11 protein-coding genes are annotated in these 13,199 nt (G+C 68.9%); 8 read left to right on the top strand and 3 right to left on the bottom strand.

All coding sequences use genetic code 11. The features are described from left to right. Position 1: 1 nt before the first annotated feature. Genes ACFW3F_RS14220 through ACFW3F_RS14210 form a run of 3 tightly spaced genes read left to right on the top strand, consistent with a single transcriptional unit; the run spans position 2 to position 2,816 of the window. A complete protein-coding gene (locus ACFW3F_RS14220; RefSeq protein WP_388058355.1) occupies positions 2-394 on the top strand; it encodes a Zn-ribbon domain-containing OB-fold protein in 393 nt (130 codons plus the stop codon). Further along, positions 391-1,542, top strand: coding sequence for a thiolase family protein (locus ACFW3F_RS14215; protein ID WP_388058353.1), 1,152 nt, complete (start codon positions 391-393; stop codon positions 1,540-1,542). The genes ACFW3F_RS14220 and ACFW3F_RS14215 overlap by 4 nt, the downstream gene beginning before the upstream one ends. Before the next feature lie 11 nt (positions 1,543-1,553). Beyond that, the gene (locus ACFW3F_RS14210; RefSeq protein ID WP_388058351.1) at positions 1,554-2,816 is read left to right on the top strand and encodes an acyl-CoA dehydrogenase family protein; all 1,263 of its coding nucleotides are present in this window, start codon (positions 1,554-1,556) and stop codon (positions 2,814-2,816) included. 437 nt (positions 2,817-3,253) lie between these two features. On the opposite strand, the gene ACFW3F_RS14205 is transcribed toward ACFW3F_RS14210, so the two are convergent. The 3 genes from ACFW3F_RS14205 to ACFW3F_RS14195 are packed head-to-tail and all read right to left on the bottom strand — an operon-like array spanning position 3,254 to position 7,498. After that, positions 3,254-4,321: an acyl-CoA dehydrogenase family protein gene (locus ACFW3F_RS14205; protein WP_388058348.1), complete on the bottom strand. Its 1,068-nt coding sequence runs from the start codon at positions 4,319-4,321 to the stop codon at positions 3,254-3,256. A 10-nt stretch (positions 4,322-4,331) separates the two neighbouring features. Then, positions 4,332-6,875: a putative PEP-binding protein gene (locus ACFW3F_RS14200; RefSeq protein ID WP_388058346.1), complete on the bottom strand. Its 2,544-nt coding sequence runs from the start codon at positions 6,873-6,875 to the stop codon at positions 4,332-4,334. Then, positions 6,872-7,498, bottom strand: a complete 627-nt coding sequence (locus ACFW3F_RS14195) for a hypothetical protein (RefSeq protein ID WP_388058344.1) — start codon at positions 7,496-7,498, stop codon at positions 6,872-6,874. The genes ACFW3F_RS14200 and ACFW3F_RS14195 overlap by 4 nt, the downstream gene beginning before the upstream one ends. Positions 7,499-7,745: 247 nt before the next feature. Here ACFW3F_RS14195 and ACFW3F_RS14190 point away from each other — a divergent pair, with 247 nt between their 5' ends. From ACFW3F_RS14190 to ACFW3F_RS14170, 5 genes are all read left to right on the top strand, one after another. Then, positions 7,746-9,245: an aldehyde dehydrogenase family protein gene (locus ACFW3F_RS14190; RefSeq protein ID WP_388058342.1), complete on the top strand. Its 1,500-nt coding sequence runs from the start codon at positions 7,746-7,748 to the stop codon at positions 9,243-9,245. Between the two features lie 47 nt (positions 9,246-9,292). Continuing rightward, positions 9,293-9,772, top strand: a complete 480-nt coding sequence (locus tag ACFW3F_RS14185) for a nuclear transport factor 2 family protein (protein WP_388058341.1) — start codon at positions 9,293-9,295, stop codon at positions 9,770-9,772. Positions 9,773-9,871: 99 nt separating this feature from the next. Continuing rightward, the gene (locus ACFW3F_RS14180) at positions 9,872-10,765 is read left to right on the top strand and encodes a sugar phosphate isomerase/epimerase family protein (RefSeq protein ID WP_388058339.1); all 894 of its coding nucleotides are present in this window, start codon (positions 9,872-9,874) and stop codon (positions 10,763-10,765) included. Beyond that, complete coding sequence (locus ACFW3F_RS14175; protein ID WP_388058337.1) at positions 10,762-11,739, top strand: TIGR03621 family F420-dependent LLM class oxidoreductase; 978 nt, start codon at positions 10,762-10,764, stop codon at positions 11,737-11,739. The genes ACFW3F_RS14180 and ACFW3F_RS14175 overlap by 4 nt, the downstream gene beginning before the upstream one ends. A 7-nt stretch (positions 11,740-11,746) precedes the next feature. Next, positions 11,747-12,793: a zinc-binding dehydrogenase gene (locus ACFW3F_RS14170; protein WP_388058335.1), complete on the top strand. Its 1,047-nt coding sequence runs from the start codon at positions 11,747-11,749 to the stop codon at positions 12,791-12,793. Positions 12,794-13,199: the final 406 nt, after the last annotated feature.

Here is a 13,199-nt window from a genome sequence, read left to right as displayed (position 1 = left end):
CGTGGAACCCTCGACGCCACCCCTCGTCGACGAATCGCTGTTCGCGCAACTCGATCCACCGGTCCTGGCCGGCTCGGACTGCGCGGACTGCGATGTCGTCGTCTTTCCGGCCGCCGCTCGCTGTCCCGGGTGCTCGGGTACCACGGTGTCGCGAGTTCCACTGCCGCGGCGCGGCACCGTGTGGACGTGGACCGAACAGGCGTTCCCGCCGAAACCGCCCTTCCAGGTCTCGGATTCGGGATTCGAACCGTTCGTCGTCGCCTACGTCGACCTGGGCGTGGTCCTGGTCGAGTCGCGGGTGCTCTCCCGGGTCGCGATAGGTGACGAGGTCGAGTTGCGCCTCTCGGCGCTCGACGACTGCACCACCTTTGCGTTCGAGAAGGTCGCGGCATGACTCGCCGGGATGTGCACATCGTCGGAGCCGGGATGCATCCCTTCGGCCGGCACAACGGCGTGAGCGGAATGGACATGGGCGAACACGCCCTGCGTTCCGCTCTCGTCGATGCCGGTCTGGGCTGGGAGGCCGTCGATGCCGCCGTCGGCGGCAGCAACGTCTCCGGCAAACCGGACTCACTGGTGAGTCGGCTCGGTCTGACCGGCATCCCGTTCGTCACCGTCAAGAATGGTTGTGCCACGGGCGGTGTCGCGCTCGCGACCGCCACCGACATGATCACGTCCGGCCGCGCGGACATCGTCGCCGTCGTCGGTTTCGACAAACACGAGCGTGGTGCCTTCGGCTCCGACCCGGCCGCCTACGGTCTGGGGCCCTGGTACGCCCGTTCCGGGATGATGGTCACCACCCAGTACTTCGCCATGAAGACCCGCCGGTACTTCGCCGAACACGGCCTCGACGACTCGCTGTTGGGTGCCGTCGCCGAACGCGCCTTCGCGAACGGCGCCGACCACCCGATGGCATGGCGGCGAAAGTCGCTGTCCGAGGCCGAGATCCTCTCCGCTGCCCCGGTCAACAGTCCGCTCACCCAATACATGTTCTGTTCGCCGGGCGAGGGCGGGGTCGCGCTCATCCTCGCCTCCGGCGAACGGGCCCGCGATCTGTGCGACAAGCCCGTCCGGTTGGCCGCCGCGGAGGTGCGGACACGACGCTTCGGGTCGTTCGAGGTGTTCTCGCCGTGGTTGACCCCACGGCCGGTGCACAGCCCCAGCATCGACGCGGCACGCGCAGCGTTCACGGCCGCGGGAGTCGGGCCTGCGGAGGTCGACGTCGCGCAGGTGCAGGACACCGACAGCGGTTCGGAGATCATCCATCTCGCCGAGACCGGACTCTGCGGTCACGGTGAACAGAACGAGATGATCCGTTCCGGCGCCACCGACTTCGACGGCCGCACGCCCGTGAACACCGATGGTGGTTGTCTCGCCAACGGTGAGCCGATCGGGGCCTCCGGTCTGCGGCAGGTCCACGAGGTCGTACGCCAGCTGCAGGGTCGTGCCGAGGGTCGGCAAGTCCCTGGCGGCCCGCGAGTCGGATTCACACATGTCTATGGCGCGCCGGGACTCTCGGCGTGCACAGTCCTGACTGTTTGAGGAGGATGCCGATGTCGGCACCGGCACACACGGCCATCGGGGCGGACGAATCGGGGCTGGAGGCGTTCCGCGCCGAGGTTCGCGACTGGCTCGCCTCGGTCGCCGCGCCGCGATCGGTCACGCCGCAAGGGTCCGCCGACCTGGCGGTGTTCCGCAACCTCTCCGACGAGAAGGAGCGGGAGCTGCTGGACGCGGCGCGACGCTATCGACGCCAACGGTTCGATGCCGGATACGGCGCCCTGACCCTGGCGCCGGAGCATGGTGGCCGCGGGCTGCCGGCATCGTATGCGTCCGAGGTGGCTCGTGCCGAGCTCGAGTTCGAGGTCCCGCCGTCGACCGAATTGATCAGTGTCACGACAGGACTCGTCGGTCCCGCGGTTGCCATGTTCGGTACCGGGAGCCAGCGCGCGGAGTATGCGACGCCGCTGCTGCGAACCGACCTGCTGGCCTGTCAGCTCTTCAGCGAACCGGGCGCGGGATCAGACCTGGCGTCGCTGTCCTGTCGCGCGGTCCGCGACGGCGACGGGTGGCGAATCGACGGACAGAAGGTCTGGTCGTCGGGCGCGCGCTTCGCCGATCTCGGCATGCTGCTCGCGCGCACCGACCCCGACCTCCCCAAACACAAGGGCATCACCGCCTTTCTCATCCCGCTAGATGCGCAGGGTGTGGAGATCCGGCCGATCCGGCAGATGAGCGGCGGGGCCTCGTTCAACGAGGTGTTCCTCAACGACGTACGCATTCCGGATACCGCGCGTCTGGGCGACATCGGGCAGGGCTGGAAGATCGCCGGTGCCACACTGGCGTTCGAGCGGACAGCCTCGGGGTCGGTCACCCGGAAGAAGGGCGGCTCCGTCGCCGCACTCGTCGAGCTCGCCCAGCAGGTGGGGTCCTCCGACGACCCGGTCATCCGCCAGCAGCTCGCCGACGTGTACATCCGGGCAGAGCTGCGCAAGGCCACTGCCGACCGGGTGGCGCGCGCGGCGGCCGCCGGACGATCGCCGGGTCCGGCCGCATCCGTCGGCAAGCTCATGGCGTCGGATGTGCTGGTCCGCATCGGCGAGATCGCCGCCGATCTGCTCGGCAACGATGTTGCGGTGGACTGCGACCCGGGCCGGTTCGCCTGGACCGAACATCTGCTGGGCAGTCCCGGCTATCGCCTCGCGGGCGGGACAGATCAGATCCAGCGCAACATCATCGGGGAACGAGTCCTCGGACTCCCGCCGGAGCCGCGCGTCGACAAGGATCGGCCGTTCTCGGCTCGGGACCGCCGCTGAGGTGTGCCACCCCGCTCCCTGATCCGAAAGAAGCGACGAGCCTTCTGCTCCCTGATCCGAAAGAACCGCATAACCTCTGCTCCCTGAGGTGCGAGGAGCGGAAGCCGCCGGGCCGAGCAAGCGATGAAGGAGCGCGTCGAGGTCGACGAGCCTCGAAGGGCCTGGTGAGACACGTTGTGAGACCCTTCGTGGCTCGCTTCGCTCGCACCTCAGGGAGCATGGATTTCGGACACTCACAAGTGTTCTTTCGTGGTCCACGACGGCCGCCAGGCCGCAGAAACCGAGCCTTCTGCTCCCTGAGGAGCGCCCGGAGCTTGCGGAGGGCACCGAGCCTTCTGCTCCCTGAGGTGTGAGGAGCGATAGCGACGAGCCTCGAAGGGTCCGGCGACTGAGGTTGCGAGACCCTTTTGCGAAGCTCGCTCCTCAGGGAGGGCAGCTCACCAACCCAGGGTGACAGCCAGTCGTTCGCGGTGAAAGCTGCTGGTTCCCAACAACTGTGCGTCGGCTCGTGCGCGGCGGAAGTACAGGTGGCAGTCGTGCTCCCAGGTGAATCCGATGCCGCCGTGCAGCTGTAGCGCTTCCGCGCTGACGGTTCGGTAGGCATCGCTGCACCATGCGCGCGCGAGAGACGACGCCTCGGCGAGATCGTCGGCATCGACGGCGCGGGTGACCGCCGAGCGTGACGACTCGACCAGGACGAGGAGATCGGCCAACGTGTGTTTCACGGCCTGGAAGCTGCCGATCGCGCGGTCGAACTGCCGTCGTTCCTTCACGTAGTCCACGGTGTGGTCGAGACTCCGCTGCGCGCCTCCGACCTGTTCCGCGGCGAGCACGATGCACGCGACGTCGAGCGCCGGCAGGACGACGGACTCGGGCGAGGCGACGTGGAGCCGGCGCGCCGGCACCTGCGACAGTGTGACCGCGGCGTGTGCACGAGACAGGTCGAGCGTGGGCAGCGGAGTCGCCGAAACCCCCGCATGCGTTGCGTCGCAGAGGAACAGTGCGGGACCGTCCGGGGTCCGGGCGGGTACGACGAACCACCTCGCCCCTGCGGCGCCGAGGGCCGAGGCGGTCACGCCGCTCACCGTCTCGCCACCGGCGCCCGATGTGGTCTCGAACGGGATGCTGTCGGCGTCGTACCAGCCGTGTCGGTCGAGGCCGAGGAGCGCGGCGGGTGCGCCGGCAGCGATCTCCTCGAGTGCGTCGTCGGCGCCCCCCGCGCCGATCAGCACCTGCGCGGCCAGGACCGTCGAGAGGAAGGGCACCGGCAGGACTCCGGCGCCCAGTTCCTCCGCGACGACGACCAGCTCGGCTAGTCCGCCCAGGCCGCCGAGGCTCTCGGGGACACCGATCGCGGCGACACCGATCTGCTCGGCGAGCACCGACCACGCCCGCGAATCCCACCCGGGTCCGTCGAGATCCAGGTCGCGACACACCGCCGGCCCGCCCAGGGAGTCGACGGCGTCACGTACGGCCAGCCGCAGATCGTCGAGTTCGGTTGCCATGAACAGCCTTTCAGTCGGCGTTGAGCACCGCGCGCGCGGCCGCGAGGCGGGCGACCGGCACCCGGCGCGGCGAGCACGACACATAGTGCAGACCGACGGAGTTCAAGAACTCGATCGACGACGGGTCGCCACCGTGTTCGCCACACACGCCGAGCTTGATCTCCGGCTTGGTGCTGCGCGCGAGGAGTGTCGCCCGCGACACGAGGGCACCGACACCGTCGGGATCGAGGACGGCGAAGGGGCTGTCGGTCAGCAGGCCGTGCTCTAGGTAGTGGGTGAGCATGGTCTTCTCGACGTCATCGCGGGAGAACCCGTAGGTGAGCTGGGTCAGGTCGTTGGTGCCGAAGGAGAGGAAGTCGGCATCGTCGGCGAGTGAGCCGGCCAACAGGGCGGCGCGTGGAGTCTCGACCATGCTGCCCACCTTGTAGGGCACCGACACACCGGTATCGGCGGTGACCGAGGCGGCCGCCTCGTGGACCTGCGCGATGGCCCGGGCCAACTCTCCCGGCAGGGACACGAGCGGGATCATGACCTCGAGCTGCGGGTTCAGTCCTTCGGCGGAAACAGCGACCCAGGCGCGGAACAGCGCCTCGGCCTGGGCCGGGTACAGCCGCTTCTGGATCATCGCGAATCGCACGCCGCGCAGACCCAGCATCGGATTGGACTCGTGGGTGTCGGCGGCGCGTCGCGCCTGCTCCTCATTCCGGTACCGGCCGTCGGCGGGTAGGAACTCGTGCAGTGGAGCGTCGAGCAGTCGCACCGTGATGGGCCGGTCGCCGACGACGCGCAGCAGCTCGGTGAAGTCCGCTTCCTGCGCCGCGGTCAACGCGGTGATGGCCTCGATCTCCTCGGCCTCCGAGTCGGCGAGCACGAGCCGCTGCACGAGCGGAAGCTGGTCCCCGAGGAACTGATGTTCGGTACGGCACAGGCCGATTCCCTCCGCACCGAGGCGGAACGCGGTCGCCGCGTCCTCTGCGTTGTCGGCGTTGGCACGCACACCGAGTCGTCGGATGTCATCGGCCCAGCCCAGCAACCGGTCCAGTTCGGCGGACGGTTCCGCGGGGCGGATCGTCACGGCGCCTCGGTACACGTGGCCGGTGCGACCGTTCAGGGAGACGACTTCGCCCTCGGCCAGCGTCAGGTCACCGTTGGTCACGGTGCGGGCGGCCCGGTCGATCCGGAGCGACGTGGCGCCGCAGACCGCCGGACGACCGGCGCCGCGTGCGACGACCGCGGCGTGCGAGGCGAGTCCGCCGTTGGAGGTCAGGACGGCGGTGGCCGCCAGCAACGCGGGGACATCTGCGGGACTGGTCTCGGCCGCGACGAGGATCACGTTGCGTCCCTCGGCCGCCCACTGCAGCGCAGTGTCGGCGCTGAGTGCGATCTCGCCGGTGGCGGCGCCTGGCGACGCCGGGAGTCCCTGTGCGAGTAACTCTTCCGATCCGGTCAACTTGATCTGCGGATGGAGTAGATCCTGCATCAGATCCGGATCGAGCATCGCGACCGCCTCGCGGCGACCGATCGCGTGGTCGTTGACCAGGTCGACGGCGAGGGTGGTGACGGCCCTCGGCCCGGGATGTTCGACCGCTCCGGCGCTGAGCAGGGCCAGTTGGCGGTCGCGTACCTCGAACTCCACCTGGGCGACGCCGCGGAGGTGAGGTTCGAGGGTGGCGAAGATCTGGTCGAGGATGGCCGTCCCGCCCGGCATCGAGCCCAGCGGCTCGGCGGGACCCGGGTCGGGGTCGGTGCGACGGACGCCGAGATGGAAGACGCCATGCGGCGCATATCTGCCGGTCTCGAGATCCCGGCTCGTCGCTGATCCGTATCCCGATTCATTCCACGACCCCAGACGCAGGGCGCGGAGGTGCAGTGCGATGCCGAGGTCGTCGGGCAGGGAGAGTGCCTTTCGGGCGCGCTGCCCGCGGGGAGAGGCCCAGCGCGCAAGCATGGCCCGTGCCGCCAATCCGAGCTGTTCGGACGGGTCGGCAGGGTAGGCGACGCCTGTCGAGTCCTCGATCAGGTCCAGGAGTGCGGGTACGCGTGCGCGACTGTCGTGGTGGTCGTCGACGACGTCATCGAGGTCGTCTGGGTCGACACCCAGGGCGTTCTCGGCGACGAATCGGAGCGTCTCGGCCCACGAGTCGAAGATGTCGCGGTCGCGGCCGATCACCTCGACGAGCGCGTCGACGTTGCGAGTGGACAGGCCGATCACCGAGATGGCAGGCGGCAGCGCCGATACGGGCACGGGTGCGCTGCACCGCAGATGCATCAGCATCGGCCGGCGCTCGGTGCGCACGGCCGGCCAGATCCCGCGGACCGCGAGTTTCTCGAGGAGGTCGATGGCCACGCCCGCGGTCTCGCGGTTCGCGAGCTCTTCCCCGGCCCCGACGGGGATGGTCAGGCCGGGGACGACAGGCAGGCCCAGTCCGACGAGATTGTCCATCTCCTCGCCGTGGACCCCGAGGTCGGCGGCGCCGAGACCCCGCGCCCGGCCCTGGCCGTGCGGTACCGCGATCCTGGTGAGGGTGTGGACCGCACTCTCGGAGAGGGTCATCCTGCGGCGCCCGCGACGAGCTCCTCTTCGAGGGCCTCGTCCTGCGCGCGGGTGACGCCGAGCAGCATCAGAACATGTTGGTGGAGCCACATCCACACGGTGTGGTACCCGTCCGTCATCGGCGAGGTCAGGGAAGCGGTGTCCCCGTCGTCGAATCGCTCGAGGGCGACGCGGAGACGGTCCCGGTGGTCGAGGAGCTCGGGAGTCGACTTGCCCGCGCGACGCAGGAGCTTGGACACGTCGGTGTGGATGTCGTCGAGCTGGTCACGGATCCGCGCGTCGTACTGGGCATCGGAGTGGTCGTTCGCCGAGCCGTCGGGACGGCACTGCCACGCGGTGCACAGCTCACGTAGCCGCCGGTTGACCGGGAGGAACGCGCGCAGGAACTCCATCAGTGCCTGCTCCTGCTCGCCGCCTTCCGGGAGTCGCACGAGGCGGCTCGCCTCGGCGATGCCGGCCGGTGTCGGCATGACCATCGGGCCCTTGGCCACGGCGTGCCCGGCATCGACGACAGCCTGTAGCTCCGCGCTGACCGGTCCGCGGTACATGCCCTTCATCACGAGTCCGACCAGCTCGTCTGCTGCGGTGGTCGGCGCCGAGGTGTTGATCGCTAGGTCGTTCATGATGCTCCTGCAGGCGATGGTCGGGCCCCAGGTCGGGGCGTGGTGTGTGCCGGCCGGCGAGTGGCCGGTCGGACAGCTGTGACGCTGCTCATAAACTACCCAAATAGTAGTGCATGTCAAGAAAGTTGGCGAAACTGTGAACAGAGTTTGACGCTAGGCGCACTTACTTGACAGCGAGTGCTCATTGACGGCTAGTGTTGACCTGTGACGGCCGCCACTGCGCGGACGACGGGCAGAGAGGCGCGACATGACGAGGACAGCAACCGGATCGACCCCGGGGGTCGCCACCGGCGGCACACCGGAAGCCGTCGGGGCGCTGGATCGCGACGCGCACTACATCGGCGGGCGGTGGGTGCCGTCGTCGTCCGACGCCCGGATCGAGGTACGGGAGGCAGCGACCGGTGAGGTTCTCGCGCGCGTGCCCGACGGGGACGCCGCGGACTGCGACGCCGCGGTCGAGGCGGCATCGGTCGCCTTCCAGTCCTGGTCGCAGGTGCCGGTGGCGGACCGGGTGGCCGTGCTCCGGCGCTTCGCCGACGAACTCGCCGCCCGCGAGGACGACCTCGCGAGGATCATGACGCGCGAGGTCGGTACCCCGATCAGTCGTTCGCGCACCGTGCAGGTGGGTCTCGGAGTCGCGGTCTTCCGGACGATGGCCGATGCACTGGAGGCCTTGCCGCTCGAAGAGCGTCGCGGCAACTCGCGCATCCTGCGGGTGCCAGCCGGCGTCGTCGGCGCCATCACGCCGTGGAACTATCCGCTGTACCAGCTGGCCGCGAAGGTGGCCCCCGCGCTGGCGGCGGGGTGCACCGCGGTGGTCAAACCCAGCAGCGTCGCGCCGCTGGCGGCCTTCGCCGTGGCTGACATCGCCGACCTCATCGGACTCCCGGCCGGCGTGCTCAATGTGGTGTCGGGTCCGGGCCGCGAAGTCGGCCAGCGACTCGCAACCAATCCGGGTGTCGATCTGGTGAGTCTCACCGGGTCCACCTCGGCCGGTGCCACAGTCGCCGAACTTGCTGCATCGGGAATCAAGAAAGTCGCCCTGGAACTAGGCGGTAAGTCGGCCTTCATCCTGGCTCCCGGCGCGGATCTGGAGTCCGCCGTAGCGGCAGCGGTACGCGGCTGCTTCGTCAACAACGGTCAGACCTGCGCGGCGACCACGCGTCTGCTGGTGTCGCGGGAGGATCTGGCCCGAGTGGAGGAACGGGTGGCCGAGCTCGTGCACGCGATGACGGTCGGCGATCCGCTCGACCCGTCGATCGACGTCGGGCCGATGGCCTCGGCCGGCCAGCGACGCGTCGTACTCGGGTTCCTCGAGTCCCTTCCGGGCGCCGCGCGCGTCCTCGCCGGCGGCGCCGGCCCGGTACCGGGCCTCGAGCCCCGGCTGGCCGGGGGATACTTCGTCCGGCCCACCGTCGTGAGCGGGGTCGACAACTCGACGCAGATAGCCCGTGAGGAAGTGTTCGGTCCGGTTCTGACCATCTTGGCGTATTCCGATGTCGACGAGGCGGTGTCGATCGCGAACGACTCGGATTATGGGCTCTCCGGAGCGGTCTTCGCCGCCGACGACGACGCGGCGGTCGCGATCGCGCGACGGTTGCGCACGGGTCAGGTCGCGATCAACGGTGGACGCTTCAACCCGATGGCCCCGTTCGGGGGCATGAAGAAGTCGGGCATCGGTCGTGAACTCGGGCCCGACGGTCTCGAGGAGTACTTCGAGAAGATCTCGCTGCAGATGCCGGCGTGAGTGGGACCGGGCACAGGGGATCCGGGGCACCGAGAGGAGAACGATCTATGACCACCGATCACGAGGCGATCGTGTCGCTGATGGCTCGCTTCGCGCGCGGGATCGACCTGCGCGACTGGGACCTCTATCGTTCGGTCTTCACCGACGAGATCGACATCGACTACTCGAGCTACCGGGCGGGCCACGCCGGCCGCTTCCGCGCCGACGACTGGGTACAGCGCGGTCGGATGCTCTTCCCCGGACTTGCGGCTTCCCAGCACTTCCTGTCGAACCACGACATCACCGTCGATTCGGAGACCGGCACGGGCCGCGTGGTCACCTATGTCCGGGCCGAGCATGTGCTGCCGAATGCGGGAGGCGACGCGATGTTCACGATCGGCGGTTATTACACCGACGACGTGGCGCTGGTGGACGGGGAGTGGCGAATCTGTGCGAAACGGCTGACCGTGCTGTGGAATTCGGGCAATCCGCAGGTGCTCTCGCTCGCACGTGAGCGGGCGGCCGAACTGCTCGGCGCGACAGTCTAGAGTTCGCGCACGCCGACGGCATTCGGCCCATCGATCGGCGGCCGCGGCGACCTTCGTTCAGAGCCAGAGGATCGAGCAACTACAGGAGAGGGTGGGAAGATGTCGTCGACGCGCCTCGTCTCGCTCGCGTCGTTGTCCGCGTTGGCGGTACCACCACCGCGATTCATCGAGTACGCGGCGGCCGGTGGATTCGACGCGGTCGGAGTTCGGGTGTCCGATCGACCGGGGGAACGCGGACACCTGCTCGGCGAGGGATCGCGTCTGCTCGCCGACACCCTGCTCGCCTTGGACGACCACGGTCTGGACGTACTCGACGTCGAGGTCGTGAAGATCCACCCCGGTTCGTCCCGATCCGACTGGGAGCCGGTCCTGTTCGCAGGCGCCGCGCTGGGCGCCCGGTATCTGATCGCCACCGTCCTCGACGACGATCGTGACCGTGCCGGCGACAATCTCGCCGCACTGACGCAGGCGGCCGCGCAGTACGGACTGCGCTGCTGTCTGGAACCGATGGTCTTCACCGCTGTCCGCGACCTCCGGGCAGGCCGCATACTGCTCGACGAATCGGAGGCCACCGGAGCCGGGCTTCTGCTCGATGCCCTGCACTGGTCGCGTGCCGGCGGCACCGTCGACGGACTCGACACCGAGGTCGCGCACGGGCGGATTCCGTACTGGCAGCTGTGTGACGCCCGCATGGCCGGTCCGGCGCGCGACGACACTGCGGCGATGACCGAGGCCCGGGGCAATCGGCTGCCACCAGGCGCGGGCGCTCTGCCATTGCGTCGACTGGCTGCTGCCATCGGGCCGTCCGCGTCGGTCAGTGTCGAGGTCCCGTCGGCCCGCGGTGCCGCCGACCCGCGCCGCTGGGCGATCGAACTGGGCACCGCCACCCGCCGCTTGCTGGCCCGCGTACCCGCCTTGCCCGAGAACCCCGACGCCGCCGCGTCCCACCGGTACCCGGCTCCCGGGAACCACGATTCGAAAGTACCGTCATGACCTCACACCCCAAGCGCCCGTTTCGCTTTGCTGCTCAGGTGTACCGATCCGAGACCGGTGCGCAGTGGCGGGAGACAGCTCGCATGGTCGAGGACCTCGGCTACTCGGCGCTGCACGTGTCCGATCACTACATCGGCCCCGGCCCCGCGTTGGACCCGACCGCCCACCGGCCGGTCACCCTGGCGCCGATCACCAGCATGGCCGTCGCCGCGGAGGTCACCGACGAGCTGGTGATCGGGTGCCGGATGTTCTGCACCAGCTATCACGAGCCCGTCGTTCTGGCGAAAGAGGCTGCGACGCTCGCGATGTTCGCTCCCGGGCGCATCGAGGTCGGATTGGGCGCCGGTTGGCTCGGTGCCGAATACGAGGCGATGGGCGTACCGTTCCCGCCTGCGGGTGACCGCGTCGATCGTCTGGCTGCGACCGTCGAGTTGTGTCAGCAGCAGTTCCTCGGTACACCGATCGACGTCGACCGCGGAGGCGTGCGCGCCACCGGGTTCGCGCCCCTCCCCGTACCGGAGACGGCTCCGCCCATCATGATCGGTGGCGGCGCCCGACGCGTACTCACGCTCGCCGGTGCCACCGCCGACATCGTGAGCATCAACTTCAACAACCGGTCGGGCAAGCTCGGCTCCGACAGCGTGGCGACGTCCACGGTCGCCGAGACCCGCAAGAAGCTCGACTGGGTCCGCGCCGGTGCCGGCGACCGGATGGCCGACATCGAACTGGAGACCGGGGCGTACTTCGTCGCGATCGACGGCGCCACCGACGTCACCGAGGAATCACTCTGTGAACGAACGGGTTTCACCTCCACCGAGCTCCGGTCGTTCCCGCACGCCCTCGTCGGATCGGTCGACGACATCTGCGAACAGCTCGAGCAACGGCGCGAGGAGTTCGGGTTCTCCTACTTCACCATCGGCGACCGGGCTCTGGAACAGTTCGCCCCGGTCGTTGCCCGCATGACAGGGAAATGAGGAACCGATGAGCACGACGACCGCGCCCCGATATGTCCGAGTGGCCGAGCCGGGAGTGATCGAGACCACCACCGATCCGGACACGACGCCCGGTGCAGGCGAGGTGATCATCGACATCGGATATTGCGGCATCTGTGCGACCGACACCCACGGTTATCAGTCGGCCGGTCTTCCTCCCGCGGTGTTCGGCCACGAGTGGATGGGCACGGTCTCCGCAGTGGGCGAGGGGGTTTCGCACCTGCGGATCGGCCAGCGTGTGGTCGCGGGTGTCGGGCCGGCGTGCGGTGTGTGTGCGCAATGCCGCGCCGGGCACGCGGACAACTGCGATCTCGCGTTCGCCGAGGCCAACGGGATCTCCCCCGGCGCAGCCGCCCACGGAGGCTTCGCCGACCGATTGCGGGTCTCCGCGCGCCGCGCGATCCCGGTCCCCGACAACCTGTCGGACATCGAGGCGGCACTGATGGAACCCGCCACCGTCACCTATCACGCGGTGCGTCGAGCACGAGTTCCACTGGGTGCCAACGTGGTGATCCAGGGCGCAGGACCGATCGGCCTGCTCACCGCGCAGCACGCACGAGCGGCGGGCGCCGGCCGCATCGTCGTGTCCGAGCCGTCCCAGGCCCGCCGGGACGCCGCCACGGCGCTCGGCTTCACCGATGTCGTCGACCCGACCGAGCTCGAGCAGCGACTCGACGAGCTGACCTCCGGACTCGGCGCCGACGTTGTGTTCGAGTGTTCGGGGGTGGCCTCGCTATTCCAACCCAGTGCTGAACTGGTCCGCCGCGGTGGGACATTGGCGCTGCTCGGGTATCCCGGCACCGACTCGTCGGTGAGCTATGGGGACTGGCAGAGCCGCGAGCTGACCGTCATCGGCTCGCTCGCGTACACGCACTCCGACTTCCTCGGCGCGATGACTCTGGTCGCCGAAGGGCGCATCGACGTGGCGTCGATGCACAGCGGGACCATCGGTCTCAGCGACCTGGAATCGATGTTCGCCGAACTCGATTCGGGGCGCAGCTCGCACACCAAGGTGCTCGTCGACCCGCGGCGGTGATTCCGCGCCCTCCGCCCTGAGGTGTGAGCGAAGCCCCCGCTCCCTGAGGTGTGAGCGAAGCCCCCGCTCCCTGAGGTGTGAGCGTAGCCCCGCCCCCGCTCCCTGAGGTGTGAGCGAAGCGCACGTTCTGCTCCCTGAGGTGCGAGCGAAGCGCACGTTCTGCTCCCTGAGGTGCGAGCGAAGCGAGCCTCGAAGGGTCCTGGTGAGATACCTCGCCAGACCCTTCGAGGCTCGTCGCTATCGCTCCTCGCACCTCAGGGAGCAAAACGTTCGTCGCTATCGTTCCTCAGGGAACAAAACGTTTGTCGCTCCTCGCACCTCAGTATCTGCGGCCTAGCGGCCGTCGTGGACCACGAAAGAACACTCGTGAGTGTCCGAAATCCATGCTCCCTGAGGTGCGAGCGAA

This window comes from Gordonia sp. NPDC058843, from assembly GCF_042743165.1.
Taxonomy (GTDB): domain Bacteria; phylum Actinomycetota; class Actinomycetes; order Mycobacteriales; family Mycobacteriaceae; genus Gordonia.
Note: the sequence above shows the minus strand (reverse complement) of the source record. Positions and strands in the feature narration are given on the sequence as shown.